At 66.5% G+C, this 24315-nt stretch carries 22 protein-coding genes; 14 read left to right on the top strand and 8 right to left on the bottom strand.

What is annotated here, in order from left to right; genetic code table 11:
- Positions 1 to 158 precede the first annotated feature (158 nt).
- The gene (locus tag ACM1PE_RS29490; RefSeq protein WP_006216514.1) at positions 159 to 1145 is read left to right on the top strand and encodes a DNA-directed RNA polymerase subunit alpha; all 987 of its coding nucleotides are present in this window, start codon (positions 159 to 161) and stop codon (positions 1143 to 1145) included.
- A gap of 184 nt (positions 1146 to 1329) precedes the next feature.
- Positions 1330 to 1722, top strand: a complete 393-nt coding sequence (gene rplQ / locus ACM1PE_RS29495; protein WP_006389635.1) for a 50S ribosomal protein L17 — start codon at positions 1330 to 1332, stop codon at positions 1720 to 1722.
- A gap of 73 nt (positions 1723 to 1795) precedes the next feature.
- Here rplQ and ACM1PE_RS29500 read toward each other — a convergent pair whose 3' ends face one another.
- Positions 1796 to 2233: an HIT family protein gene (locus ACM1PE_RS29500; protein ID WP_059379403.1), complete on the bottom strand. Its 438-nt coding sequence runs from the start codon at positions 2231 to 2233 to the stop codon at positions 1796 to 1798.
- Positions 2234 to 2355: 122 nt separating this feature from the next.
- On the opposite strand from ACM1PE_RS29500, the gene cutA reads away from it, so the two are divergent.
- Together cutA and dsbD are read left to right on the top strand one after the other, a co-directional pair.
- Positions 2356 to 2703 carry a divalent-cation tolerance protein CutA gene (gene cutA / locus ACM1PE_RS29505; RefSeq protein WP_059379404.1) on the top strand — a complete coding sequence of 116 codons (348 nt, stop codon included), beginning with the start codon at positions 2356 to 2358 and terminating at the stop codon, positions 2701 to 2703.
- Positions 2703 to 4592, top strand: a complete 1890-nt coding sequence (dsbD, locus tag ACM1PE_RS29510) for a protein-disulfide reductase DsbD (protein ID WP_059379405.1) — start codon at positions 2703 to 2705, stop codon at positions 4590 to 4592. The genes cutA and dsbD overlap by 1 nt, the downstream gene beginning before the upstream one ends.
- A gap of 105 nt (positions 4593 to 4697) precedes the next feature.
- Here the strand turns inward: dsbD and ACM1PE_RS29515 are convergent, their stop codons facing one another.
- Positions 4698 to 5546, bottom strand: coding sequence for an IclR family transcriptional regulator (locus ACM1PE_RS29515; protein WP_118933123.1), 849 nt, complete (start codon positions 5544 to 5546; stop codon positions 4698 to 4700).
- 153 nt (positions 5547 to 5699) lie between these two features.
- Between ACM1PE_RS29515 and ACM1PE_RS29520 the strand changes: the two genes are divergently transcribed.
- The 7 genes from ACM1PE_RS29520 to ACM1PE_RS29550 all read left to right on the top strand — a co-directional run bounded on the left by ACM1PE_RS29520 (position 5700) and on the right by ACM1PE_RS29550 (position 13977).
- Positions 5700 to 7451, top strand: coding sequence for an FAD-dependent oxidoreductase (locus ACM1PE_RS29520; protein WP_059379406.1), 1752 nt, complete (start codon positions 5700 to 5702; stop codon positions 7449 to 7451).
- Positions 7448 to 8215 carry an SDR family NAD(P)-dependent oxidoreductase gene (locus ACM1PE_RS29525; protein WP_059379407.1) on the top strand — a complete coding sequence of 256 codons (768 nt, stop codon included), beginning with the start codon at positions 7448 to 7450 and terminating at the stop codon, positions 8213 to 8215. The genes ACM1PE_RS29520 and ACM1PE_RS29525 overlap by 4 nt, the downstream gene beginning before the upstream one ends.
- A gap of 76 nt (positions 8216 to 8291) precedes the next feature.
- A complete protein-coding gene (locus ACM1PE_RS29530) occupies positions 8292 to 9479 on the top strand; it encodes an ABC transporter substrate-binding protein (protein WP_059379408.1) in 1188 nt (395 codons plus the stop codon).
- Positions 9480 to 9511: 32 nt separating this feature from the next.
- On the top strand, positions 9512 to 10435 hold the full coding sequence (locus ACM1PE_RS29535; RefSeq protein ID WP_419341899.1) for a branched-chain amino acid ABC transporter permease: 924 nt from the start codon (positions 9512 to 9514) through the stop codon (positions 10433 to 10435).
- Positions 10432 to 12207, top strand: coding sequence for a branched-chain amino acid ABC transporter ATP-binding protein/permease (locus tag ACM1PE_RS29540; RefSeq protein ID WP_280015342.1), 1776 nt, complete (start codon positions 10432 to 10434; stop codon positions 12205 to 12207). The genes ACM1PE_RS29535 and ACM1PE_RS29540 overlap by 4 nt, the downstream gene beginning before the upstream one ends.
- 36 nt (positions 12208 to 12243) lie before the next feature.
- Positions 12244 to 12954 (top strand): ABC transporter ATP-binding protein, encoded by a 711-nt coding sequence (locus ACM1PE_RS29545; protein WP_054457241.1) that lies wholly within the window; start codon positions 12244 to 12246, stop codon positions 12952 to 12954.
- A gap of 138 nt (positions 12955 to 13092) precedes the next feature.
- On the top strand, positions 13093 to 13977 hold the full coding sequence (locus ACM1PE_RS29550) for a DMT family transporter (RefSeq protein ID WP_251879564.1): 885 nt from the start codon (positions 13093 to 13095) through the stop codon (positions 13975 to 13977).
- 57 nt (positions 13978 to 14034) lie between these two features.
- On the opposite strand, the gene hemB is transcribed toward ACM1PE_RS29550, so the two are convergent.
- The 3 genes from hemB to ACM1PE_RS29565 form a co-directional block, all read right to left on the bottom strand.
- Positions 14035 to 15051 carry a porphobilinogen synthase gene (gene hemB, locus ACM1PE_RS29555; protein ID WP_419341903.1) on the bottom strand — a complete coding sequence of 339 codons (1017 nt, stop codon included), beginning with the start codon at positions 15049 to 15051 and terminating at the stop codon, positions 14035 to 14037.
- Positions 15048 to 15671, bottom strand: a complete 624-nt coding sequence (gene yihA / locus ACM1PE_RS29560; protein ID WP_008169015.1) for a ribosome biogenesis GTP-binding protein YihA/YsxC — start codon at positions 15669 to 15671, stop codon at positions 15048 to 15050. The genes hemB and yihA overlap by 4 nt, the downstream gene beginning before the upstream one ends.
- A gap of 114 nt (positions 15672 to 15785) precedes the next feature.
- Complete coding sequence (locus ACM1PE_RS29565) at positions 15786 to 15914, bottom strand: hypothetical protein (protein ID WP_255509206.1); 129 nt, start codon at positions 15912 to 15914, stop codon at positions 15786 to 15788.
- On the opposite strand from ACM1PE_RS29565, the gene ACM1PE_RS29570 reads away from it, so the two are divergent.
- The 3 genes from ACM1PE_RS29570 (at position 15913) to ccsB (ending at position 20187) form a co-directional block, all read left to right on the top strand.
- Positions 15913 to 16614, top strand: a complete 702-nt coding sequence (locus tag ACM1PE_RS29570) for a c-type cytochrome (protein WP_041656906.1) — start codon at positions 15913 to 15915, stop codon at positions 16612 to 16614. The two genes, ACM1PE_RS29565 and ACM1PE_RS29570, sit on opposite strands and share 2 nt — an antisense overlap.
- 118 nt (positions 16615 to 16732) lie before the next feature.
- Positions 16733 to 18811, top strand: coding sequence for a cytochrome c biogenesis protein ResB (locus ACM1PE_RS29575; RefSeq protein WP_419341906.1), 2079 nt, complete (start codon positions 16733 to 16735; stop codon positions 18809 to 18811).
- 8 nt (positions 18812 to 18819) lie between these two features.
- Positions 18820 to 20187 carry a c-type cytochrome biogenesis protein CcsB gene (ccsB, locus tag ACM1PE_RS29580; RefSeq protein ID WP_059379413.1) on the top strand — a complete coding sequence of 456 codons (1368 nt, stop codon included), beginning with the start codon at positions 18820 to 18822 and terminating at the stop codon, positions 20185 to 20187.
- Positions 20188 to 20202: 15 nt separating this feature from the next.
- On the opposite strand, the gene ACM1PE_RS29585 is transcribed toward ccsB, so the two are convergent.
- From ACM1PE_RS29585 to ACM1PE_RS29595, 3 genes are read right to left on the bottom strand one after another with little or no spacing between them, the layout of a single operon-like run.
- A complete protein-coding gene (locus ACM1PE_RS29585; protein ID WP_059379414.1) occupies positions 20203 to 20586 on the bottom strand; it encodes a DUF4150 domain-containing protein in 384 nt (127 codons plus the stop codon).
- Positions 20587 to 20630: 44 nt separating this feature from the next.
- Complete coding sequence (locus ACM1PE_RS29590; protein ID WP_118933118.1) at positions 20631 to 21689, bottom strand: pentapeptide repeat-containing protein; 1059 nt, start codon at positions 21687 to 21689, stop codon at positions 20631 to 20633.
- Positions 21686 to 24313 carry a DUF2169 domain-containing protein gene (locus ACM1PE_RS29595; RefSeq protein ID WP_419341908.1) on the bottom strand — a complete coding sequence of 876 codons (2628 nt, stop codon included), beginning with the start codon at positions 24311 to 24313 and terminating at the stop codon, positions 21686 to 21688. The genes ACM1PE_RS29590 and ACM1PE_RS29595 overlap by 4 nt, the downstream gene beginning before the upstream one ends.
- Positions 24314 to 24315: the final 2 nt, after the last annotated feature.

The raw sequence follows: 24315 nt of genomic DNA on the forward strand, positions 1-24315 counted from the left end.
TGCACGTCCCGCAGCAGCCCGCTTTTCGCCTTCAGGCGGAGCGGGCTTTGCGGTAAGTATCGGCCGGTGTTTTTCGCATCGTCCGCGTTTCAAGTTTCACCCTGTCCATCAGCCTTATCGGTGTAACGAGCCGAGGGTATTGAAAAGGAACACAGTAAATGTCCACTCAAGGTTTCCTGAAGCCGCGCTCCATTGAAGTCGAACCGGTCGGCACGCACCATGCCAAGATCGTGATGGAGCCGTTCGAGCGTGGCTACGGTCACACGCTGGGCAACGCCCTGCGCCGCATCCTGCTGTCTTCGATGACCGGCTACGCGCCGACCGAAGTCCAGATGACGGGCGTGGTGCACGAATACTCGACCATCCCGGGCGTTCGCGAAGATGTCGTCGACATCCTGCTGAACCTGAAGGGCGTGGTCTTCAAGCTGCACAATCGCGACGAAGTGACCCTGGTTCTGCGCAAGACCGGCGCGGGCACCGTGCTGGCCAGCGACATCGAGCTGCCGCACGACGTCGAGATCATCAACCCCGGCCATGCCATCTGCAACCTGACGGACGCAGGCAAGCTGGAAATGCAGATCAAGGTTGAAAAGGGCCGTGGCTACGTGCCGGGCAACGTGCGCGCGCTGTCGGAAGACCGCACCCACACCATCGGCCGCATCGTTCTGGACGCTTCGTTCAGCCCGGTCCGCCGCGTGAGCTACGCGGTTGAAAGCGCCCGTGTGGAACAGCGTACCGACCTGGACAAGCTGGTCCTGGACATCGAAACCAACGGCGTGATCTCGCCCGAGGAAGCGGTGCGCCAGTCGGCCCGCATCCTGATGGACCAGATCTCGGTCTTCGCCGCCCTGGAAGGCGCTGGCGATTCGTACGAAGCCCCGGTCCGCGGCACGCCGCAGATCGATCCGGTGCTGCTGCGCCCGGTCGACGACCTGGAACTGACCGTGCGTTCGGCCAACTGCCTGAAGGCCGAAAACATCTACTACATCGGCGACCTGATCCAGCGTACCGAAAACGAGCTGCTCAAGACCCCGAACCTGGGTCGCAAGTCGCTCAACGAGATCAAGGAAGTCCTGGCCGCACGCGGCCTGACGCTGGGCATGAAGCTCGAAAACTGGCCCCCCCTGGGCCTGGAGCGTCCCTAAGTCTTGAAAGGGTGCCGCCTCTGGAAAGAGGCGGTTCCCGCAGGCAGCCGGCCTTGCGCCGGCCAGTTTGCGAAACCGTCGTAAAATGCACCGTTTTCTACCGGACCGCGGCCTGATTGCAGGTTGATAGAAGAGCCGGCAACCCGATGGCTGACGCCATCTTTAGATTCAAAGGAAACTTATCATGCGTCACGGTAATGGCTTGCGTAAGCTCAACCGCACCAGCAGTCACCGTCTTGCCATGTTCCGCAACATGGCCGTTTCGTTGATCACCCACGAAGCCATCAAGACCACGCTGCCGAAGGCGAAAGAATTGCGCCGCGTCATCGAACCCCTGATCACGCTGGGCAAGGAGCCCACGCTCGCGAACAAGCGTCTGGCTTTTGCCCGTCTGCGTGATCGCGATGCGGTGGTGAAGCTGTTCGCCGAAATCGGCCCGCGCTACGCGGCTCGTAACGGCGGCTACACCCGCGTGCTGAAGATGGGCTTCCGTCAAGGCGACAACGCTCCCATGGCTTTCATGGAACTGGTTGACCGTCCGGAAGTCGATGAAGCCGCTGAGGACAGCGCCGAATAATTTCGGTAGCTCGATAAGCGACAAGGGCGGGTCTTCGGACCCGCCCTTGTTTTTTTTGTGCGGCCGCCGCGCGTTACGAGGCGTGCAGCTCGCCGCGCAGTTGCGCGGCTGTCGCGGCCAGCGCCTCGGCTGCGGGCTGGGGCGGCATCTTGAAGGTCAGGTCCTGCTGCTCGATGTACTGGGTGGACGTGACGTCCTGCGGATGATGCATGGGGATGACGTGGGCGTGCGCATGTGCCACGTGGATGCCGGTGAAGGCGAAGCCCACGCGCTCGACGTCATACAGGCGCTTCATGTGGCGTCCGAGCTTCTGGCCCAGGTTGAGGATGCTGCCCGCCAGGTCGGCCGGCATGTCCTCGTAATAGGGATAGTGCTGCTTGGGGATGATGAGCACGTGCCCGGGGCGCACCGGGTGGATATCGAGAAAGGCCAGCAGGCGTTCGTCTTCGTGGATCACGTGCGCGGGGATTTCGTGACGGGCAATGCGGCAGAACAGGCAGTTATCGGACATGCGTGCCTCGGTGGGTGCGGGTGGCATGGCGGCGCGTTCTGGCCCGGCGGATCCGGACGATGGCCGCAATACCGATAAAATACCCCGAGTTACATCCCATACGGGTATTCCGAGGAGCCTCCATGTTGCGAGATGACGACGTTGTGCTGGTCATCAGCAATGCGCCCGACCTGCTGCTGGCCAAGCGGATTGCGCATGTCCTGGTCGAAGACGGATTGGCCGCCTGCGTGAACCTTGGCGCGCCGGGCCTGTCCATCTACATGTGGAAAGGAGAGGTCGAAGGGGCGGAAGAAATCCCCATCCACATCAAGACCACATACGCGCGCCACGAGGCTGTAGTGCAGGCCCTGGCGCAGATGCATCCCTACGATGTGCCCGAGATCATCGTGCTGCCCGTCATCGGCGGCGCGGCGCCCTATCTGGATTGGGTGCGTGAACAGACGGCCGTCACGCAGAACAAGAGAGACTGATGTTGCAACTAGTCGGTATCGGCGCGCTCCGGCGCGAGTCCCGCGCGTCGCGCGCCTTCTTCAGGCAGTGGTTGGCCCTGTTGGCCATGATGCTGCTGTTGCTGGGCTGGCAGGCTGCCGCGCGCGCCGAGGCCGAGTTCCTGGAGCCCGAGAAGGCCTTCGTATTCAGCGCCGAGATGGTGGCGCCTGAAATGCTGGAACTGCGCTACCGCGTCGCACCCGGCTACTACATGTACCGCGAGCGCTTTGGCATCACCATCAGTCCCATCGGCGCGGCCAAGCTGGGCGAGGCCGTCTATCCCAAGGGCGAGGTCAAGTACGACCCGACCTTCGAGAAGGACATGGAGGTCTTCCACCAGGACGTGGCGATCCGCGTGCCGGTGGCCGCGGGCGGACAGCCCTTCACCCTGACCCTGACCGCGCAAGGCTGCGCCGATGCGGGGCTGTGCTATCCGCCCATGGATAGCAGCGTGAAGCTCACGCCAGTGGCTGGCGGTTATGCGCTGGCCGGACCGGGAGGTATTTCCGCAGCCGCATCCGGCGCATCCGGCGGCCTTGGCGCGCTGGTCAATGCCGGCGACACCGGCCTGGCCGACGCCTTGGGCGGCCTGGGTTGGGTGAAGACCGCCGGCGTGTTCCTGGTGCTGGGGTTGCTGCTGGCTTTCACGCCCTGCGTGTTGCCCATGATCCCCATCCTGTCCTCCATCGTGTTGGGCGGCGCCGCGCAGGCCAGGCCGTCGCGCGGTCGCGGTCTGGCCCTGGCCGCGACCTACGTGCTGGGCATGTCCGTGGTCTATACCGCGCTGGGCGTGGCGGCCGGACTGAGCGGAGCGGGACTCGCGGCCTGGCTGCAGACGCCTTGGATCCTGACGCTGTTCGCCATCCTGTTGGCCGTGTTGGCGCTGGCCATGTTCGATGCCTTTACGTTCCAGATGCCTGCAGGCATCCAGGGCTGGCTGTCGCAACGCTCTGCGCGCATTCCGGGCGGGCGCTACACCGGCGCGCTGGTGATGGGCGCGCTGTCGGCGCTGATCGTCGGCCCTTGCGTGGCCGCGCCGTTGGCGGGCGCACTGCTGTACATCTCGCAGACCGGGGACGTGGTGCTGGGCGGGTCGGCGCTCTTCGCAATGGCCTGGGGCATGGGCGTGCCGCTCTTGATCGTGGGCGCGTCCTCGGGCGCCTTGCTGCCCAAGGCGGGTCCCTGGATGGACGGCGTGAAGCGATTGTTCGGCATGCTCTTGCTGGGGACCGCCTGGTGGATGCTGATCCCTGTGGTGCCGACCTGGGTGCAGATGACGGGCTGGGCTTTCCTGGCTGTGGTTGCTGCGGTGATGCTGCGGGCGTTCGATGCCTTGCCCGATGGCGCGGGCGCCGCGCGCATGTTCGGCAAGGGCGTAGGCCTGTTGCTGGCGCTGGCGGCTGCGGCCTGGCTGATCGGCGCGGCCAGCGGCGGACGCGACGTGCTGCAGCCGCTGTCGCACTTTGCGGCGCGCGCCGATGCGCCCGCAGGCGTGGCGGCCAGCAGCGGCGAAGTGCATTTCCAGCGCGTGCGCAACAACGCCGAACTGGATGCCTTGCTGGCGCAAAGTCGTCAGCCGGTGATGCTGGATTTCTACGCCGACTGGTGCGTGTCGTGCCGCGAGATGGAGCGCTTCACCTTTACCGATCCGGGCGTCGCGCAGCGCATGTCGGGCATGCTGCTGGTGCAGGCCGACGTGACCGCGAACAACGCCGATGACCGTGCGCTGCTCAAGCGCTTCCGCCTGTTCGGTCCACCCGGCATCATGTTCTTCGAGCCGGGCGGCAAGGAGCTGCCCGAGGCGCGCGTGGTGGGCTTCCAGGATGCCAAGCGCTTCACCGAATCGCTGGACAAGGTGTTGCTGCGTTGAGCATCGCAGCCTTGCCGCAAGGCTGACTCGAAATACACAAAGGCCGCTGCGCGGATGCATCCATGCAGCGGCCTTTTGCCGCGTGGCGATATTGCGTTGCCGGTCCTAGCTCTGGCGCGTCGCGCGCACGTCGCGGTTCTGCCAGCCCAGTTCAGCCGAGATGGCGTCGGCACAGCGTTTGATGTCATCGATCAGCGGACTGGTCCAGCGTACGTCGAACACGCCGGCGGCGCCGATGGCGGTGATCACCAGCACCACGTTGCCGTTCGAGTCGAACACCGGCGCGCTCAGGCCGTTGATGCCGGGGATGGGATCGCCCATGGCGCGCGCGACGCCGCGCTGGCGGACTTCGCGCAGGGTCCGTTCGAACTTTTCCGTCTTGCCCAATGAAGGCACTGCGCCCAGGCGCAGATGGTCTTCGTGCAGCAGGCTTTCTATCTTCTTGGGCGGCAGCAGCGCCGCGAACACCTTGCCCGTTGCCGTGTTGGTCAGCGACATGACCGTGCCGGTGCGCATGTTGACGTGAATGGGGTAGTTGGATTCGTGCAGATGCACGATGACTGGCCCCAGGTTGCCCAGCACTGCAATGGCGATGGTCTGTCCGGTTCTTTCGGCGAACTCGCGCGTCATCGGGATGGCGATCTTGATGGGATCGAGCCGGTGCAACGCCGCCAGCCCCAGCTGCAGCGCGAGCGGTCCCAACTCGTATTCGCCGGTGTTTGGGTCTTGCCTGACCAGGCCCAGATTGCCGTAGCTGACGAGATAGGCGTGGGCGTTGGCGCCCGACATGCCAGCGGCCTTCGCCAGCGCGCCCAGTGGTAGCGAAGACGAGTGTTCCAGCAGCGCCAGCAGGATCTTGCCGCCGACTTCGATGGACTGGATGCCGCGTCTGCGCGGCGGCGAGGCGGGAGCGTGATCGGCATTGCGCTTGCCGGAGCTGGGTCTGGTGGCCATTTTCTTTTATCGAATGAGGTTGCCTATGTTAGTACTTTCGCTAATCGTGAACCATATTGACATTATCAAATGCGTTCTCTACAGTCCAAAGAATAAGAAGGCTGCCCTGGTTTCGCGATCGGGAGCAAGCCGCCCCAAGGGTATGGAGACAACGTGGAAGATTCTCGTCAATACGACTGCGACGTGTTGGTGGTCGGGTCGGGCGCGTCGGGCATGGCAGCTGCAATCACCGCGGCAACGTCAGGCCTGAAGGTCCTTATCGTTGAAAAAGAGCCGCGCTTTGGCGGCTCCACCGCGCGTTCCGGCGGCTGGCTGTGGATACCGGGCACCTCGTTGGCCAAGGTGCAGGGCATCCATGAAACACCGGACGAAGGCCGCGCCTATCTGCGTCACGAAGCCGGCGACAGCTACAACGCCGAACGCGTGGATGCCTTTCTGGAGCAGGGGCCGCGCGCTGTCGACTTCTTCACGTCGAACACCGAAGTGCAGTTCGACATGCCGCTGGTGTTCCCCGACTATCACGCGGAAGCCCCCGGCGGAAAGCAGGGCGGACGTTCAATGGTGGCGCGGCCCTACGATGGCCGCAAGCTCGGCGCCCACGTCAGGGACCTGGCGCCCGCGCTGCCCGAGTTGACCGTGTTCGGCATGATGCTGGGCTCGGGCAAGGAGATCGTGCATTTCATGCGGGTCACGCGCTCGCTGGCCTCGGCCTGGTACGTGGCCAAGCGCCTGAGCCGGCATTTCCTGGATGTGGCCAAGCATGGCCGCGGCATGACGCTGACCAACGGCAATGCGTTGGCCGGCCGGCTGGCTGCCTCCGCGTTCAAGCTGGGCGTGCCTCTGTGGCTGAACGCGCCGGCCAGGTCGCTCATCATCGAAGATGGCGCCGTGCGCGGCGCGGTGGTGCAGCGCGATGGCGCGACCGTGCGCGTGCGCGCCGCGCGCGCCGTGGTGTTGGCTTCCGGCGGCTTTCCCTATGACATCGAACGCCGCAAGCAGCTGTATGCGCACGCACCCAACGGCACGGAACACTATTCGCCATCGCCCACGGGCAACAGCGGCGACGGGCTGCGCCTGGCCGAGAGCGCGGGCGGGCAGGTCAATACCACCCTGCCCAATGCCGCGGCATGGGTGCCGGTGTCCGTGGTGACACGCAAGGACGGCAGCCCGGGTTACATGCCGCACTTCATCGACCGCGCCAAGCCGGGCGTCATCGCCGTCACGCGCAATGGCCGCCGCTTCACCAACGAAGGCAGTTCGTACCATGACTTCGTGCAGGAGATGGTGCGCGCATGCGAGGGACAGGGCGAGACCTGCGCCTGGCTGATCTGCGACCACAAGACCCTGCGCAAATATGGCCTGGGCAGCGTGGCGCCGTTCCCGTTGCCCATCAAGCGCTACCTGGACACAGGCTATCTGACTCGCGGTGCGTCGGTGGCGGAGCTGGCGCAGAAGACCGGCATCGATGCCGGCAGCCTGCGCCAGACGGTCGAAGCGTACAACCGCGAAGCCGCGCTGGGCCGTGATCCGCAATTCGGCAAGGGCAGCAAGGCCTACAACCGCTATCAAGGCGATGCGCTGCATGGCCCGAATCCCTGCGTGGCGCCCATCGTGAAAGGGCCGTATTACGCGATCAAGGTCATGATCGGCGATATCGGCACCTTCGCCGGCCTGAAGGTCGATGGTCAGGGCCGCGCATTGAACGAGCTGGGCGCGGTCATACCCGGCCTGTACGCCGTGGGCAACGACGCCTGCAGCATCATGGGAGGCAACTATCCTGGCGCGGGCATCACCTTGGGTCCGGCGCTGACCTTCGGCTACGTCGCGGGCCAGAGCATTGCAGCCGCCGGCAAGGCCGCTGCGCGCGAGCAAGCCGCGGACGCTTCCGCGCAGGCGGCCGCATGAGCGCCGCGACGGCGGGGCTGCTGCAGGGCAAGCTTGCCCTGGTGACGGGAGCGGGGCAGGGCAACGGACGGGCATTGGCGCTGGGCCTGGCGGCTGCGGGCGCGCGCGTGGTGGCGACCGACGTGCAGGCCGATAACGCCATGCAGACGGCAAGCGCCATCATCGCCGCGGGCGGAGAGGCCTGGAGCCACGCGCTCGACGTGACGGACCCCGAGGCATGCACGGCGATCGCGGCGCAGGTGCAGCTGGAAGTGGGGCCGATCGACGTGCTGGTCAACAACGCCGGCATCCTGATCCGCGAAGGCATAGACAGTCCGCGCGCCGCCGAGAACTGGCGTCGCGTGCTGGACGTGAACCTGAACGGCAGCTTCAACATGATCCACGCCTTCCTGGGGGCGTTGCGCGCCACGCGCGGCGTCATCATCAACGTGGGCTCCATCGCGTCGTTTGCCGGGGTGGGCGCGACCCTGGGCTATTCGCCGTCCAAGGGTGGCGTAAAGATGATGACGCAGGCCATGGCGCGCGACCTCGCGCCGGACGGCATACGGGTCAACGCCATTGCGCCGGGTGTCATCGAAACGCCGATGACGCAGTACACGCGGGACGATCCCGCCCGGCTGGCGAACTTCATGCAGCGCATTCCGCTGGGACGGGTGGGACAGCCCGAAGACCTGGTGGGCCCCGCCGTGTTCCTGGCTTCGCCGATGGCGCAGTACGTGACGGGCGTGTCCCTGCCGGTGGATGGCGGCTACCTCGCGGTATAGCGCCAGGCTCCTGGGGCGAGAGGCAGAAAGAAGAATCATCGACGTGCAGCACATCTGAAAAACACTGGAGACAACGATGAAAGCAGCGGGGATTTTTTCCACCTTGTCCAAGGCGGCCGCCTTGTGCGCGCTGGCCGTGGGCGCGCAGGCCTATGCCCAGGACATCAAGATCGGCTTCAACGGCGACCTGTCGGCTTCGCCGTCCGCGCAAAGCGGGCAGGCCGCGGTGCTGGGCCTGCGCACGGCCATCGACGACATCAATGCCAATGGCGGCTTGCTCGGACGCAAGCTGGTGCTGGTGGTTCGCGATGACTTGTCCCAGCCGCCCAAGTCGATCCAGAACATGACGGACCTGATCGACAACGAAAAGGTAGTGGCCATCGTCGGCCCCACCAACTCGGGCAACGCGCTCGCCTGGAAGCACATCCCGAACCAGAAGAAGATCCCCGTCATGGGCGCCATCGGTTCCGGCACCGACATCACCAAGCCCATGCGCGCAGGCGCCGACAACTACATGTTCCGCGTCGGCATGGTGGACCGCGAACAGGTCGATGGCGTGATCGGCTACCTGAAGAAGAATCCCAAGGTCAAGAACGTGGGCTTCATGATCGAGACGACCGGCTACGGCCAGAGCGCGCTCAAGGACCTGGAGGAAGTGGGCGCGGCGCAGGGCGTCAAGGCCGTCGCGGTCGAGAAGTTCGGCGTGGCCGATACCGACATGACCTCGCAGCTGAACAAGCTGAAGGCGGCGGGCGTGGACACGGTGGTGATCTGGGCGCAGAGCACGCCGATCGCGCACGTGTTCCGCAGCATGGAGAAGATCAACTGGTTCCCGCTGACGCTGACCTCGTGGGCGGCGGACAACATCGCGTTCTACGACACGGCGGGCAAGACGCTGTCGGAAAAGCCTTTTTTCCTGCGCACCATCACCGACAACCGCACGGCCGCGCAGCAGAAGCTGTATGACCGCGTATCGGCCAAGATGACCTCGCCCACCGCGTTCGGCTTTCTGGCGCATGCCTATGACGGCATGAATCTGCTGGGCATGGCGATCAAGCAGGCGAACTCCACCGATGGCGACAAGGTGCGGCTGGCGCTGGAGAACCTGGATGGCACCTACGAAGGCGCGATGAAGACCTACACCAAGCCGTTCTCGGCCACGGTGCATGACGCGCTGCTGGTAAGCGACTACAAGTGGGCGCACTGGCAGGACGGCAAGCTGGTGCCTTACGCGGATGACGTGACCGTCGCCGTCGCCAAGTAGCAGCAGGACAGCGACAGGCATAAGGGGCCATCATGTTGGCGACATTGTTGCAGGCGCTCGTCAGCGGGCTAGCCGTAGGGGGCGCGTATGCGTTGGTGGCGCTGGGCTTCAGCATCACGTTCACGACCACGCGCACGCTCAACTTCGGACACGGGGAATTCGTGTCCGTGGGTGCGTTCATCGGGGTAGGCGCCTTGTTCCTGTTTGCCGGCAAGCCGATCACTACCGCGGCCTTCACAGGCCTGGAACTGAATGGTTGGGAGTACTTGCTGGCCGGGCTGGCGGCGGTGCTGGTGATGGGCTTGCTGGGCGTGCTGCTGTACGTGTTCGGCGTGCGGCCGTTCGCCTCGCGCCCGGGCATGGCCTGGGTCATGAGCACGCTAGGCTTCGGCATCCTGCTGCAGAGCGCCGCGTTCGCGGTCTGGGGACCCGCGCCGGTCACGGTGCCGGCGCCCTTCGGCGACGAGGTGATCCGCGTGTTCGGCGCGGGAGTGCGCAGCCAGGAACTGCTGCTGCTCGCCGTGGCGGTGGTGGTGATGGTGCTGTTCGACCGCGTCATGAACCGCACGGTGCTGGGCAAGGCGATGCGGGCCGTGGCCGCCAATCCCGCGGTCGCCAACCTGATGGGCATCAATGTGAACGCAGTGATGACCGGAGCCTTCTTCGCCAGTTCGGCGCTGGCCGGCCTGGCGGGTTTTCTGGTCGCGCCGATCACGTCGGCTTCGATATTCATGGGCCTGGCCATCGGCCTGAAGGGCTTTTCCGGCGCGATGATAGGCGGCCTGTCGAATCCGCGCGGCTGCGTGTTGGGCGGCTTCGTGCTGGGGCTGCTGGAGTCCTATGTGAACCTCTGGCAGTCGCAATGGCGTGAAGTGGCGATCTTCGGGTTGGTGATCCTGGTGTTGGCAGTCAAGCCCACCGGCCTGTTCGGCAAGCGTCTGGCGGAGAAGGTATGAAGCGGCACGGCCAGACCCTGATCGCCGTGGCGCTGGCGGCGGCGCTCGCCGTATTCGCCGCCCTGGTGGACAACGATTACTACCTGCGCATCGTATTCATGGCTTGCGTGTACTACCTGTGCGCGGCGGGCGTGAACGTGCTGGTGGGGTATGCGGGACAGAAGTCGCTGGGCCAGGCAGGCTTGTTTGCGGCCGGCGCCTATACGGCGGCCTTGCTGACCTCGCGTTGGCAAGTCGATCCGTGGCTGGCCCTGGCCGCGGCGCCGGTGGTGGCCGGCGTGTTCGGCGTGCTGATCGCCCTGCCGTCGCTGCGCGTTAAGGGGCCGTACCTGGCCATGGTGACGCTGGCTTTCGGCATCGTCATGGAGAAGATCGTCACAGAATGGGTGGACGTGTTCGGCGGCCCTTCGGGCCTGTTCGGCATCATGCCGTTGACCTGGGGCGGCAACCCGTTCACCAACCAACAGTGGGTGTGGTTCGCGCTGGTGCTGTGCGTGGCGACGCAGCTGCTGCTGCGCAACGTGCTGGACGGACGCTTCGGACGCGCATTGCTGTCGGTGCAGGCCGATGAGATCGCCTCGTCTTCCGTCGGGGTGCGCGTGTATCGCGCCAAGGTCATCGCCTTCGTGGTGGCGGCCGTGACCTGCGGCATCGCGGGCGCGCTGGTGGCGCAGCAGAACCAGTACATCAACTCGGATTTCATCGGCTTCAATCTGTCGATCTTCATTCTGCTGCTGGTGCTGTTCGGCGGGGCGGGCTCAAAGGCGGGGCCGGCCGTGGGAGCGATAGCGCTGACCATCATCGACGCGATGCTGGCGCGCTGGCCGTCGGTGCAGCATTTCTTCTACGGCGCGTTGCTGCTGTTCGCTCTGTACTTCATGCCGGGCGGCGTGATGGGTCTGTTCTCGCGCCGCGCGCGCCGGGTCGCGGATGCGCGGCCGCAAGGCGGCGGCAGCGAGGCGGCGGCGCCGGCCATGGCCAAGCCGGCGGTTGCGGCGCAGGAAGAGCTGCTGCTCGTGGTCGAGAGCCTGTCCAAGGCCTATGGCGGGGTGAAGCCGGCGCAGGACATTTCCTTCTGTCTGCGGCGCGGCCACGTGCACGCCCTGATCGGACCGAACGGCGCGGGCAAGAGCACGCTTATCAACATGCTCAGCGGCGTGGTGCTGCCGGACGCGGGCGTGGTCCGCTTCCAGGGCACGGACATTGCGGGCGAGCGGCCGCACGTCATCTGCAAGCTGGGCATAGGCCGCAGCTTCCAGAACCTGCGCCTGTTCGGCGAGCTGTCGGTGCTGGACAACGTGCTGCTGGGCCGCCACAGCCGCATGAAGAACGGCTTCTGGGCATCGCTGCTGGGTCTGCCGAGCGCACGCGCCGAGGAGCGCCGCGCGCGCGAGCACGCCTATCGGCTGGTGCGCATGGTGGGCCTGGAGCATCTGGCCGACACGCCGGCGGGCAGCCTGCCGTATGGCCTGCAGCGGCGCGTGGAACTGGCGCGCGCATTGGCGACGGAGCCGACCCTGCTGCTGCTGGACGAACCGGCGGCTGGGCTGAACCCGCAGGAGACCGCGGAGCTGGGCGAGCTGCTGGTGCGCATCGGCGCATCCTGCGGCATCACGCTGCTGATGGTCGAGCACCACATGGATCTGGTGATGGCGATTTCCGATCACGTGATTGTGCTGGACTACGGCATCAAGATCGCCGAGGGCAAGCCCGCCCAGGTGCAGGCGGACAAGCGCGTGATCGAGGCGTATCTGGGAACCGGCATGGCCTGAGGCCAGGCCATAGGCATAGGAACAGGCCGCAAGACGATGCTGAAACTAGAATCCGTGCAGATTTCGTATGGCGCCATCCAGGCGGTGCGCGATGTGTCGCTGGAGATCCGCGCGGGCGAGATCGTGACCATCATCGGCGCCAACGGCGCGGGCAAGAGCACCTTGCTGAAGGGCGTGGCGGGCCTGGAGCCCTTGCAGGGCGGACGCGTGACCTTCGATGGGCGCGACATCACGCAGGTCGCGGCGCATCAGCGCGTGGGCCTGGGCCTGGCGCTGTCGCCGGAGGGGCGCGGCGTGTTCGCGGACCAGACCGTCTACGACAACCTGGTGCTGGGCGCCTACATCCGGCGCAGGGACCCCGCGGCAGTGGCCGAAGGCGTGGAGCGTGGCTACCGGTTGTTCCCGCGGCTGCGCGAACGGCGCGAGCAGCTGGCCGGCACCTTGTCGGGCGGCGAGCAGCAGATGCTGGCGATGGCGCGCGCCCTGATGAGCGAGCCGCGCCTGCTGTGCCTGGACGAACCCTCGCTGGGGCTGGCGCCTTTGATCGTGCAGGACATCTTCGCGGCGATCTGCAAGCTGCGCGACGACGGGCTGACCATCGTGCTGGTGGAGCAGATGGCCAACCAGGCGTTGGGCGTGGCGGACCGGGCCTATGTGCTGGAGACCGGACGCATCACGTTGAGCGGCTCGGGCGCGGAACTGCTGCGCGACCCCAACGTACGGGCGGCGTATCTCGGCGCGCATTGAGTCCAGGCCCCAGGCGCGATACCATGTCCGCGGCGCCGCGTGGGCGGCGCGTCCCATTTCCCTTCCAGGCCGGCGCCCGTGACGTCCCCGACAGTTGATGCAAGCCAGGACCGCACCGGTCTTATCTATCTTCAATTGATGTTCGTCATGGCCACATGGGGCTTGAACATCGTCTCGGTCAAGTACCTGACGCTGCACATGGATGTGCAGGCCTTGGCGGCCGTGCGCATCGTCATCGCGTTCATCACCGTCACCCTCATCATCAAGGCCCGCCGGGGCCGCATTCCGCGGCTGGGCCGCGCGGAGCTGGGCTGGGTCGCGCTGGCGGGCTTCCTGGTGGTGTATGCGCACCAGATGGCGCTGGTGACGGGACTGCGGGTGTCCTCGGCCGCGAACGGCACGCTGATCATGGCGACCAGCCCTTTGCTGTCGGCGCTGCTGGCAGCCATCTTCTATCGCGAGAGGCTGACGCTGGTGCGCATTTCCGGCGCCTTGCTGGGCCTCTTGGGCGTGGGCATGGTGGTGGTCGGCAGCGGCGCGCGGATTGGCCTGACGGGGTGGGGCGATGCCATCGTGTTCGTGGCGGTGCTGGTGTTCGTCTGCGGCGGGCTGGTGATCCAGCGCATGTCGCGCAGCATGGATCCGCTGGGCATGCTCTGGTACATGTACCTGGCCGGCGGCCTGATGCTGGTGGTGCACGCGGCGCTGACGCCCGCGTCCTACCAGGGCGATACCTGGCAGATGACGTGGTGGCCGTGGCTGGTGCTGCTGTTTTCGGCGGTGATCGCCTCGGGCGTCAGCAACATCGTCTGGAATGCCGGTATTGCGCGGCTGGGCATCAGCCGCGCCGCCTTGTTCGTGAACTGGCTGCCGATCTTCGGCCTGCTGTTCGCGGCCCTGTTCCTGGATGAGCACGTCACGCCCACGCACGTCGCGGGGCTGGCCTGCGTGCTGGGGGGAACCTGGCTGGGATTGCGGCGCGGGGCGCCGGCGGCGGGCCGCAATGCGGCCGCCAAGACCTGATCCGCGGCAAGCGTCGCGGCCGGCCGGTACAGGCCCGGCCCGCGATGCCGCAAGCGCTTAACGCTGGCTCTTCAGCAGCTTCGCGGCTTCGACCGCGAAGTACGTCAGGATGCCGTCGGCGCCGGCGCGTTTGAACGCCAGGAGCGCTTCCATCATGACCTTGTCGTGGTCCAGCCAGCCGTTGGCGGCGGCGGCCTTGATCATGGCGTACTCGCCGCTGACCTGGTAGGCGAAGGTGGGCACGCGGAACGTGTCCTTGACCCGGCGCAGCACGTCCAGGTAAGGCATGCCGGGCTTGACCATGACCATGTCGGCGCCTTCCTGCAGGTCGGCCGCGACTTCGCGCAGGGCTTCGTCGAGGTTGCCCGGATCCATCTGGTAAGCCATCTTGTTGGACTTGCCCAGGTTGGTGGCCGAGCCCACGGCGTCGCGGAACGGGCCGTAGAAGGCGCTGGCGTACTTGGCGGAGTAGGCCATGATCTGCGTGTGGATGTGGCCGTTGGCTTCCAGCGCGCGGCGCACGGCGCCGATGCGGCCGTCCATCATGTCGCTGGGGGCGACCATGTCGACGCCGGCCTCGGCTTGCGTGAGCGCCTGCTTGACCAGGATTTCGACGGTGGCTTCGTTGATGACGTAGCCGTTGTCGTCGATGACGCCGTCCTGGCCGTGGCTGGTGTAGGGGTCCAGCGCCACGTCGCACAGAATGCCGAGTTCGGGGACCTGCTTCTTCAGTTCACGCACCACGCGCGGGATCAGGCCGTTCGGGTTGGTGGCTTCGATGCCGTCGGGCGTCTTGAGCGAGGGGTCGATGGCGGGGAACAGCGCCAGCACGGGAATGCCGAGTGCGACGCATTCGCGGGCCACCGGCAGCAGCGTGTCCAGCGAATAGCGGACCACGCCCGGCAGCGACGGCACGGCCTGTTGCAGGCCGGTGCCTTCCGCCACGAACACGGGGTAGATCAGATCGTTGACCGTCAGGGCGTTCTCGCGCACCAGGCGGCGGGTGAAGTCGTCGCGGCGCAGGCGGCGCGGGCGGGATACCGGGAATTCAGGGGAGATGATCTGCGGGTTCATGGTACGACCTTGGGTGAAATCCAGTTTTCTATATGCGCGCCGGCCTCTTCCAGGCCGATGCGTTCGGGCGCCGAGAAGGGGATGGTGTGCAAGGCGCCGATGTCGGCCAGGTCCTTGCGCACGGAGAACACGGTGCGCATGCGCTGGCCGTAGGGCAGCTTGTCGGCCTTGGTCAGCAGCGCCAGCACCGGGCGTCCGGTGGGGGCGATGAAGTTGGCGAGGCGGCGGTCCAGTTCGGTGACGCCGCGGCGGATGTCGATGAGCAGCACGATGCCGACCAGCGATTCGCGGTCACGCAGGTAGCCGCCCAGGATGTCGGCCCACTTTTCCTTTTCGTTGCGGGCCACGGAGGCGTAGCCGTAGCCGGGCAGGTCGACGAGATAACCGATGTGGCCTTCCGGATCCAGGGGGTCGGGCAAGCCGAACATGTTGATCAAGCGCGTGCGGCCCGGCGTCTTGCTGGAGAAGGCAAGACGACGCTGGTTGCACAGCACGTTGATGGCCGTGGATTTGCCGGCGTTGGAGCGGCCGACAAAGCAGACCTCGGGAGCGCCGGCGGCCGGCAACTGGTCGAGGCGAGCCGCGGAAGTGAGGAAAGAGGCGCGATGTAGGAGGGACACGGGTGGCTTTGGATACGGTTGGTTTCGAGCCCTATTGTATAATCCGGCGTTTGCAACAGTGGTCCCCGTGCGCGGAGCCGTCTTTTTTGCTTACTGTTTGGCTTGCTGATCGCTTTATCCGGCAAGCTCGCAGCAACATCGCAGGCAGGAAGGCAAAACAGGTTCGATACGGTATTCCAGGGTGTGCGGGCAGGCGTGGGCGCCTTTTTGCGCCTTGATCGATGCGATCGTCGAGGTCTTCATGAAGCGTGTGCTGTCCCGGATGTTGGTTGCGAGCGGGCTGTTGCTCGGCGCCTCCGCCTTATCTACTACGAGTTTCGCCGCCGAAGGCGCCGCGGGCCCGGTAAAACCAGATGCCGCCAAGGGCGGACAGCTGTTTGACCAGGGTGATGCGGCCAGGGGCATCATCGCCTGTGCGTCCTGTCATGGCGCGGCGGGCAATAGCACCATCCCGGTGAACCCCAATCTGGCCGCGCAATCCCACGAGTACCTGGCCAAGCAATTGGCGGACTTCCAGATCAAGCCTGGCGCCAAGCTGCCGGTGCGCAATGGCGCGGGCGGCAATCCCACCCCGATGACGGCCATGGCGCAGAACCTGACGCCCGCCGACATGCAGAACATCGCGCTGTACCTGGCGCAGCAGCCGCTCAAGGAGCCCGCCACGGCCGGCCAGGAGAAGCTGGTTGATCTGGGTCAAAAGATCTGGCGCGGCGGTTTGCCGGATCGCAAGGTTCCGGCCTGCGCCTCGTGCCATTCTGCCAATGGCGCGGGCATTCCCAGCCAGTACCCCCGGTTGTCGGGCCAGTTCCCCATGTACATTGAAGAGCAGCTGAAGCTGTTCCGCAGCGGCGACCGCAAGAACGACGTCATGTTCGCGATCGCGGACCGCATGTCGGACGCCGACATCAAGGCCGTGTCGGACTACGCCGCCGGTCTGCGGTAGGCGCCAGCCCGCCACGCGCGCGGCTGGTCCGCGTTCTGCAAACTCAGCGCAGCGGAACCTGGTTCCGCCGCGCGTTGTCTATGAGGGGGGTAGCCGATAGCGCGGCCCCCCTTTTTTCATGAATTCGACCCGTACACACTCCCGTCCTTCCCTGCGCAGCCTGCCCGGCGATTTCTTCGAATTGCTGGGCTCGATGCGTTTCGCCGTCAGCCTGCTGATGTTCATCTGCGTGGCGAGCCTGGTGGGAACGGTCTTGCAGCAGAACCGCTCGTCCAACAATTACATCGACCAGTTCGGGCCGTTCTGGTTCGAAGTGTTCGACAAATTCTCCATCTGGCACGTCTACAACAGCTGGTGGTTCCTGCTGATCATGGGGTTCCTGGTCGTGTCGACCTCGGTCTGCCTGATCCGCAACGCGCCCAAGATGCTGCGCGATGCCCGTTCGTTCCGCGAGCACGTGCGCGCCAGCAGCCTGCGCGCCTTCCCGCACCGGGTGGAAACCGAAGAGCCCACCGACGTGCCGCAGACGGCCGCGGGCCTCAAATCCCTGCTGGGCCGGCTGGGCTATGCCGTACGCGAACGCCAGGACGCGGACGGCGTGCTGCTGGCGGCCAAGAAGGGCAGCGCCAACCGCCTGGGCTATGTGTTCGCCCACGCGGCCATGGTCATCATCTGTATCGGCGGCTTGCTGGACAGCGAGTTGCCGGTGCGTCTGCAGGTCATGTTTGGCGGCAAGAAGCCCATCGTCGAGAACATGCTGATCTCGGAAGTGCCGGAAAGCGGCCGCCTGTCGGTCGACAACCCGAGTTTCCGCGCCAGCGTGCTGGTGCCGGAGGGCGGTCAGGCCAGCACGGCGGTCGTGATGGTGGGCGACGGCGCCCTGGTGCAGCCCATGCCCTTCACGCTGAAGCTCAAGAAGTTCGTGGTCGACTATTACTCCACCGGCATGCCCAGCCGCTTCGCCAGCGAGGTCGAGGTCACCGACCCGGACACCGGCAAGAGTTTCGACTCCACCATCGAGGTCAACGAGCCGCTGCGCTTCAAGGGCATGACGGTCTACCAGTCCAGTTTTGACGACGGCGGCAGCGCGGTGACGCTGAAAGGCTACCCGCTAGTAGGATCTGACGCCGCTACCTTCGCGGTTGACGGCACGGTGGGCAAGACCAGCGAAGTAACCGCTCACACTGCCCGTGGCGCGCGCAGCATGGGCATCGAGATTACGGCCCTGCGGCCCATCAACGTCGAGGATCTGACCGGGGGCGCGCCCAAGGGCGGCAACCAGAGCTTCGCCGACCATGTCGCGTCGGTATCCGGCAGCGCCGCGGGCAAAAAGAACGAAAACCTGCGCAACGTCGGCCCCAGCGTCGAGTACAAGCTGATCGATGACGCCGGCCAGGCCCACGAATTCCAGAATTACATGCTGCCCGTCGAGCTGGACGGCGCCGCCGTGTTCCTGGCCGGGGTGCGCAACAACGCCTCCGAGCCGTTCCGCTACCTGCGCATTCCGGCCGACGACGACAGCTCGATCGCCGAATTCATGCGCCTGCGCGCGACGCTGGCCGACCCCGCGGCGCGCCAGGAAGCCGCGCGCCGCTTCGCGGAACGCAACAGCCCTGCGGGGACGGATCGCCAGCCGCTACAGACGGCCGCCGAGCGCGCCCTCGAAACCTTCTCCTCCGGCGGCTTGCAAGCCGTGGCGGCGTTCCTGCAGGCCAATACGCCGCCGCAGGACCTGGAACGGGCAGCCGACGTGGTGATCCGCCTGATCGGCGCCAGCATGAACGAACTGCGCGCCATCGAGCGCGAGCGTGCCGGCCTGCCGCCCGTGGCCACCGAGGGCCCGGAGGCCGAACGCGCCGCCGTCTGGTCGCGCCTGTCCGTGGCCGCGCTGTCGGACCTGACCGTCTATCCGGCGCCGGTGTTCCTGTCGCTGGCGGACTTCAAGCACGTGCAGGCCAGCGTGTTCCAGGTCAGCCGTACGCCCGGCAAGAACACCGTCTACCTGGGCAGCCTGCTGCTGGTCCTGGGCGTGTTCTCGATGTTCTATATTCGAGACCGCCGCATCTGGATCTGGATCAAGCCGCAAGGCGGCGGCAGCAGCGTCCTGGCGGCCATGACGTCCCAGAAGCGTACACTCGACTTCAACCAGGAGTTTGAACGCTTCAAGCAGGCGCTGCAGCGCCAGAAGAGGTCTTAAGGTTTCCTATGTCCACTACGACCACCACGCATCCCTCCTCGCCGCAGTCGCTGGCAGCCTCGCCGGACCAGCTCTGGCAGGACGCCTTGTCCGAAACCGGCGATGGCCGCGCCCAGCGCGGCAGGCCTGACTGGACCGACGTCGTCTTCTTTTTGTTGCTGGCAGTGGGTGCGGGCTTCGCGCTGACCCGCTACAGCAACGCGATGGACTATTACGAGAAGATCATCCTGTGCGGCACCGTGCCGGTGCTGGCCTGGATGGGCTGGTTGTGGCGTCCGCTGCGCCACCTGATGGTCGCCTGTGCCATCGCGGCCGGACTGGCGCTGATGCTGTACGGCAACGACCTGGCCCGCGCCGAGCAGGTTTTCTTCCTGAAGTACCTGTTCTCCTCGCAATCCGCCATCCTGTGGATGTGCGCGCTGTTCGCGCTGGCCATGGTCTGCTACTGGATCGGCTTCTTCAGCCCCACGGCCGCCTGGCTGGGCACGGCGCTGAGCTGGGGCGCGGTGTTCGCCGGCGTCACGGGCCTTTTGGTGCGCTGGCGCGAAGGACACCTGATGGGCCCGGACCTGGGCCACATCCCGGTCAGCAACCTGTATGAAGTGTTCGTGCTGTTTGCGCTGATCACGGCGCTGTTCTACCTCTACTACGAACGCAAGTACGCCACCCGCGCGCTGGGCGGCTTCGTGATGCTGGTGGTGACGTCGGCCGTGGTGTTCCTGCTGTGGTATTCGTTCACGCGCGATGCCGGGCAGATCCAGCCGCTGGTGCCGGCGCTCAAGAGCTGGTGGATGAAACTGCACGTGCCCGCCAACTTCATCGGCTACGGCACCTTCTCGCTGGCCGCCATGGTGGGCTTTGCCTACCTGGTCAAGCAGCACGGCCAGACCACGTCCTGGGCCAAGCTGGCCCCGCTGTTCGTGCTGGGCGTGCTGTTGTGCGCCGAGCCCATGGTGTTCCGCACCGACGGCCTGTCGGCCACCTGGATGCTGTATTTCGGCGTGGGCGCGGTGATCGTGGGCGCCATCCTGCTGGGACGCCGCCGCATCGCAGCGGCGCTGCCCTCGCTGGAAGTGCTGGACGACATCATGTATCGCGCCATCGCGATCGGCTTCGCGTTCTTCACCGTCGCCACCATCCTGGGCGCGCTGTGGGCGGCCGACGCCTGGGGGGCGTACTGGCAGTGGGACCCCAAGGAAACCTGGGCGCTGATCGTCTGGCTCAACTACGCGGCCTGGCTGCACATGCGCCTGATCAAGGGCCTGCGCGGCACCATGGCGGCCTACTGGGCGCTGATGGGCCTGCTGATCACCGGCTTCGCCTTCCTGGGCGTGAACATGTTCCTGTCCGGGCTGCACTCCTACGGCGAGCTGTAGTCGCTGACGGCCTGTTCAGGCCTTCAGCACGACCATCACGGGCTGGGGCGAGTACACCTTGACGCCGGGCGCATTGATGGTGTTCTGCAAGGTCAGGCTGGTCATGCGGACGATGGGCGCGCCGCGCACCAGCATGGTGAACGCGCCCGTCATGTAGCGCGACTGTCCCATGAAGGTCTGCGAGATCAGGCCGCCGCCCACGCCGGCGGTATCGCCCAGCGTGACGGGTATCAGCGTGGCCATGTTGTGCACGGGCGCGGCCATCAACCATACATTCCAGACCACGGGGATACCCATGGACGACGTCGCCGTGTCGATGTGCGGCACCGGCGGCACCGGGGTCTTGCAGACGTCGGGTACGCCCACAGCCAGGCTGGGCAATTGGCAGACTGCGAGCATATTGATCTCCTTGTGCGGCGAGGGGGCGGCGATGCCGCGTGGGGTCAAAGGGGGGCGCGTCCGGCTGACCAGAGTTCGGCTTCAAGCAGGGGCGCGTCGTTTTCGATGATGCCGCGGCGCTGCGTCCAACGCGCGCCGTGCGTCAACGCGCGATGCATGCGCGTGCGCAGGAACGTGGCGTCGCGCAGGTCGGCCCCGCCCAGGTCGGCCAGCGAGAAATCGGCGTCGGTCAGGTTGGCGCCGCGGAAATCGGTGTCGGCGCAGCGCGCGCGCTGGAAGACGCACAGCGACAGGCTGGCGCCGCGCAAGGACGCGCCGTCCAGCGTCGCCTCGGCCCAGATGGCGCCGTCGAAACGGCCGCCCTGCAGGTCGGCGCCGCTCAGGTCGGCCTGAGGGAACAAGCACTGTGGGGCCGACGCGCCAGCGAAGCGCGCGCCGCGCAGCGTTGCGCCCTTGAAGCCGGCCTGGCGCAGGTCGGCATTGCGGAAGTCCGCGCCGTCCAGCTGGCTGTCGGTGAAATGGCAGAGCGGGTAGGCTTGCGAGGAGAAGTCCTGCGCCGTCAGATCGCATTCGATGAACATGGTGCTTTCCGCGCTGGCGCCCGCCAGCACGATGCTGCGCAGGTCCAGCTGGTGGAGCAGGGTGTAGCTCATCCGGGCCTGAGACAGGTCGGCACGCGCAAGCGCGCCGCGCGAGAACACCGAGCGCTCCACGCGGGCGGAACGGAAGGAGGCCGCTTCGAGCGAGGTGGAGTTGAAAGCCGCTTCCCGCAGCTCGGCCCCTTCCAGGCTGGCCTGTCCCAGATCGCATTCGGTGAAGCTGACGCCATGGGCGTGGCTGCGGTCCAGCACCGCGCCGCGGGCCTGGCAGCGAAACAGCCGGGCCATATCCAGATTGGCGTCCGCGGCGTCCACGCCAGCCAGCACGCAGTTGAGGAATTGGCTGTCCTGCAACTGGCAACCGCTCATCCTGGCGCCGCTCAAATCCACCTGATCGAAGAACGCGCCCGCCAGGTCCAGGCCGCGCAGGTCCTGGCCCGCCAGGCTGAGGTGCGCTATCGGCTCGCCGTGGCGCACCTGGTCCAGCAACTGGTCCAGGTTCATGCGGCGTTCTCCGGCTGCCGGGCCGGCCAGAGCTTGGCGCCCTGGGTATGGGCGTCGTCCAGCCCGGTGCTGCCGTCCATCTGCGCCTGCGCGACATCCGCGCGAAAGAGGTTGGCGCCGGTCAGGTCGGCGCGCAGCAGGATGGCCTTGCCGAGCAGGCTGTTGATCAGGTTGGCGTTGCGCAGCCGGGCGCCGGTGAAATCGGCGCGCACGAAGTGGGTGTCGGGGACGGCCACGCCGCTGAGGTCTGCTTCCCGCAGGCTGCAGTTCGAAAAGTCACTGGCGGCAAGTTGCGCGCCACGCAAGTCGGCGCGATCGAGCATCGCGCCACGCATGCTGCCCACCTTGAACTGCATGCCGCGCAGGCATGCGCCGGCAAGCGCTACGCGTCCCGCGTAGGCGCAGCCATCGAGCGTGGCGTTCTCCAGGCTATGGCGGCCCGAAAACTCCACGTCCATGAAGCTGACGCGCAGCAGGTCCGCGCGGGAGAAATCGGCGTTCGCCATCGTTCCCTGCATGAACACGCACTGATTCAAGCGCGCTTCGTGAAAGCGGCAATCCTCGAAGGCGGCCATCATTGCGGCCCATTGCTCGAATGACGCGCCGCTCAGGTCGCAACCGCGCAGGCGCGCCTGATGCAGGCGTCCCAGCAGCCAGACGCTGCCGGCAAAGCTGCAATCCTCGCAGCTGGCATGGTCCCAGATGGTCTCCGTGATGCGGCTTTCGGTGAAGTCCGTCTGCACGCATTGCGTGCGGCCCAGGTTCGCGCGCGACATGTCGGCGCCGCGCACGCTGGCGCGCGTCAGGTCGGCGCCGGCCAGCACGGCGTCGGCGAGGTTGCAGCCGTCCAGCCGCGCGCCGGCGAGCCGGGCGCCGGCCAGGATGGCGCGCTGGAAGTCGACCCCGGAAAGATCCATGCCGCTCAGGTCCGCGCCGGTCAGGTTCATGTCCCGGCAATCGCGATCGCCTTTCAGGCGCGCTTCCAGCTTCATGCGCGTGCGCCGTGCGCGCAACGGCGGCATGGGCGGGGGCGGCGCGAACTGATGCGCCGATTGCTGATAGGCCTGATGCACCTGCGGGCCCAGGGTTTGGCTGAGCGATGGCGGCGAATCTGCGGCTTGCTGTACGCCGCGCTCGGCCTGCGCGTGAGGGTTGGCATCGAAGTCGGCGATGTGCCGCTTCACCACGCGCGGGTCGAAGCCGGCGGGAAGCTTGCCGTCATCTTCCAACTTGCGCAGCGCGTCCACGTCGACGCCCGAGACCGCGGCCATGGACGGCAGGTTGGGATCGGCCAGCGCGCGCGCGGCGGGTCCGCCGGACAGGCGTTTGGCCTCTTCCAGCTCCTGCTGCATGCGCAGGATGGTCTGAGGCAGATCGGCCAGGTCCGGCGCCTTTGACGGCGGCTCCAGGGGAACCATGTACAGGTCGGGATCCAGGCCCTGGGCGAGCAGCGATTCGCGCTCGCGGGCATGCCGCCTTGCCGCGCCGGCATGGAGGTTGCGGTTCGACGGCCGCTGGACCGTGGCTTCCATGGCCGCCTGTGGCAGCTCGCCGCAGATGTCTTCCGGCACGAGCTGGGCATCCAGCAGGGCATGGACCGCGCCGAGCTCGGTCTCGAGGCGCTGTCCCATCACCGTCTGGTAATGCGCCATGTCGCGCGCCTGGCCGGCGTGTTCCAGCGCGGGCATGATGTGCAGGATATCGGCCGCGTCATCTTCGCGCACCGGCAGCGCGCCGTGCCAGATCAGCGCCAGCTGCGCGCGGTCGGGGAAGAACCAGGCCGTGGTCAGGCGCAGCGCGACTTCTTCAAGCGCGTTGCCGTCGGTCTGGCGGCTGACGAAGCAGCGGGCGCGCCAGTCGGGCAGGCGGCCGCGCAGCACCTCGTGTTCAGGGTGCATGTTCCACAGCTCAAAGTCGGCGCCGCCAGCAAGCGCCGAATTTGCGGGGCCCCATTGGTCGGGCGGCGCGGCATTGAAGAAGCGCCAATCCATGTCGGACGCGAAACCCGGGAAGTCATGCTCCAGCCACTGCTGGCCATACTGGCGGCCCAGCAGCGCGGCCCGTTGCGGCCAGTCCATGGGCATGGCCGTAAAACCGGCGGGGGCGACGCGCTGGGAGGGCGACGCGACGCGCTCCTGCGGGTGCTCGATGTTGGGCAGCCGGCGCACGCGCACGCCGTTGACGTCTTCTTCCTGCGCGCCGATGCCCAGCGGGTTCTCCGCGCAGCCGGGGCCGCCGTAGGCGCGGCTCCAGTCCAGACGCATGCGCTCGAAGGGCTGGGGGGCGGTGGCCTTGCCATCGAGCCAGTAGCGGTCGCCGAAGACCAGCAATGATTTGTCGATCGCGCCCACCTTCAGGCGCACGGCGCAGGCGCCGGGACTCGCGGGATCATGCGGGTAGGCGTGGCCCGCGACCAGCACCTCCGGACATAGCTTGGGCGTGGCCAGGTCCAGCAGGCCGCCGGCTTCGGCGCCGGCCAGCTTCCACAGTTCCTGGTCCATGAGCAACGTGGGCGCCTGCGCGATATCGACCAGCGCGAAAACCGCCACGCCCAGCACGTCGCGGCGCTGCCAGCGGTAGGGGCGGGTAAGCAGGCCCAGGCGGAACGGCTTGATGGTCTTCATGG

It is taken from the genome of Achromobacter sp. PD1 (genome assembly GCF_048541815.1).
Lineage (GTDB): Bacteria > Pseudomonadota > Gammaproteobacteria > Burkholderiales > Burkholderiaceae_B > Achromobacter > Achromobacter bronchisepticus_A.

What these genes read in the sequence shown, in the direction of transcription:
- ACM1PE_RS29490 (WP_006216514.1), top strand. Translation starts at nt 159, where the DNA reads ATGTCCACTCAAGGTTTCCTGAAGCCGCGCTCCATTGAAGTCGAACCG.
- rplQ (WP_006389635.1), top strand. Translation starts at nt 1,330, where the DNA reads ATGCGTCACGGTAATGGCTTGCGTAAGCTCAACCGCACCAGCAGTCAC.
- ACM1PE_RS29500 (WP_059379403.1), bottom strand. Translation starts at nt 2,233, where the DNA reads ATGTCCGATAACTGCCTGTTCTGCCGCATTGCCCGTCACGAAATCCCC.
- cutA (WP_059379404.1), top strand. Translation starts at nt 2,356, where the DNA reads ATGTTGCGAGATGACGACGTTGTGCTGGTCATCAGCAATGCGCCCGAC.
- dsbD (WP_059379405.1), top strand. Translation starts at nt 2,703, where the DNA reads ATGTTGCAACTAGTCGGTATCGGCGCGCTCCGGCGCGAGTCCCGCGCG.
- ACM1PE_RS29515 (WP_118933123.1), bottom strand. Translation starts at nt 5,546, where the DNA reads ATGGCCACCAGACCCAGCTCCGGCAAGCGCAATGCCGATCACGCTCCC.
- ACM1PE_RS29525 (WP_059379407.1), top strand. Translation starts at nt 7,448, where the DNA reads ATGAGCGCCGCGACGGCGGGGCTGCTGCAGGGCAAGCTTGCCCTGGTG.
- ACM1PE_RS29530 (WP_059379408.1), top strand. Translation starts at nt 8,292, where the DNA reads ATGAAAGCAGCGGGGATTTTTTCCACCTTGTCCAAGGCGGCCGCCTTG.
- ACM1PE_RS29535 (WP_419341899.1), top strand. Translation starts at nt 9,512, where the DNA reads ATGTTGGCGACATTGTTGCAGGCGCTCGTCAGCGGGCTAGCCGTAGGG.
- ACM1PE_RS29540 (WP_280015342.1), top strand. Translation starts at nt 10,432, where the DNA reads ATGAAGCGGCACGGCCAGACCCTGATCGCCGTGGCGCTGGCGGCGGCG.
- ACM1PE_RS29545 (WP_054457241.1), top strand. Translation starts at nt 12,244, where the DNA reads ATGCTGAAACTAGAATCCGTGCAGATTTCGTATGGCGCCATCCAGGCG.
- ACM1PE_RS29550 (WP_251879564.1), top strand. Translation starts at nt 13,093, where the DNA reads ATGTTCGTCATGGCCACATGGGGCTTGAACATCGTCTCGGTCAAGTAC.
- hemB (WP_419341903.1), bottom strand. Translation starts at nt 15,051, where the DNA reads ATGAACCCGCAGATCATCTCCCCTGAATTCCCGGTATCCCGCCCGCGC.
- ACM1PE_RS29570 (WP_041656906.1), top strand. Translation starts at nt 15,913, where the DNA reads ATGAAGCGTGTGCTGTCCCGGATGTTGGTTGCGAGCGGGCTGTTGCTC.
- ACM1PE_RS29565 (WP_255509206.1), bottom strand. Translation starts at nt 15,914, where the DNA reads ATGAAGACCTCGACGATCGCATCGATCAAGGCGCAAAAAGGCGCCCAC.
- ACM1PE_RS29575 (WP_419341906.1), top strand. Translation starts at nt 16,733, where the DNA reads ATGAATTCGACCCGTACACACTCCCGTCCTTCCCTGCGCAGCCTGCCC.
- ccsB (WP_059379413.1), top strand. Translation starts at nt 18,820, where the DNA reads ATGTCCACTACGACCACCACGCATCCCTCCTCGCCGCAGTCGCTGGCA.
- ACM1PE_RS29585 (WP_059379414.1), bottom strand. Translation starts at nt 20,586, where the DNA reads ATGCTCGCAGTCTGCCAATTGCCCAGCCTGGCTGTGGGCGTACCCGAC.
- ACM1PE_RS29590 (WP_118933118.1), bottom strand. Translation starts at nt 21,689, where the DNA reads ATGAACCTGGACCAGTTGCTGGACCAGGTGCGCCACGGCGAGCCGATA.
- ACM1PE_RS29595 (WP_419341908.1), bottom strand. Translation starts at nt 24,313, where the DNA reads ATGAAGACCATCAAGCCGTTCCGCCTGGGCCTGCTTACCCGCCCCTAC.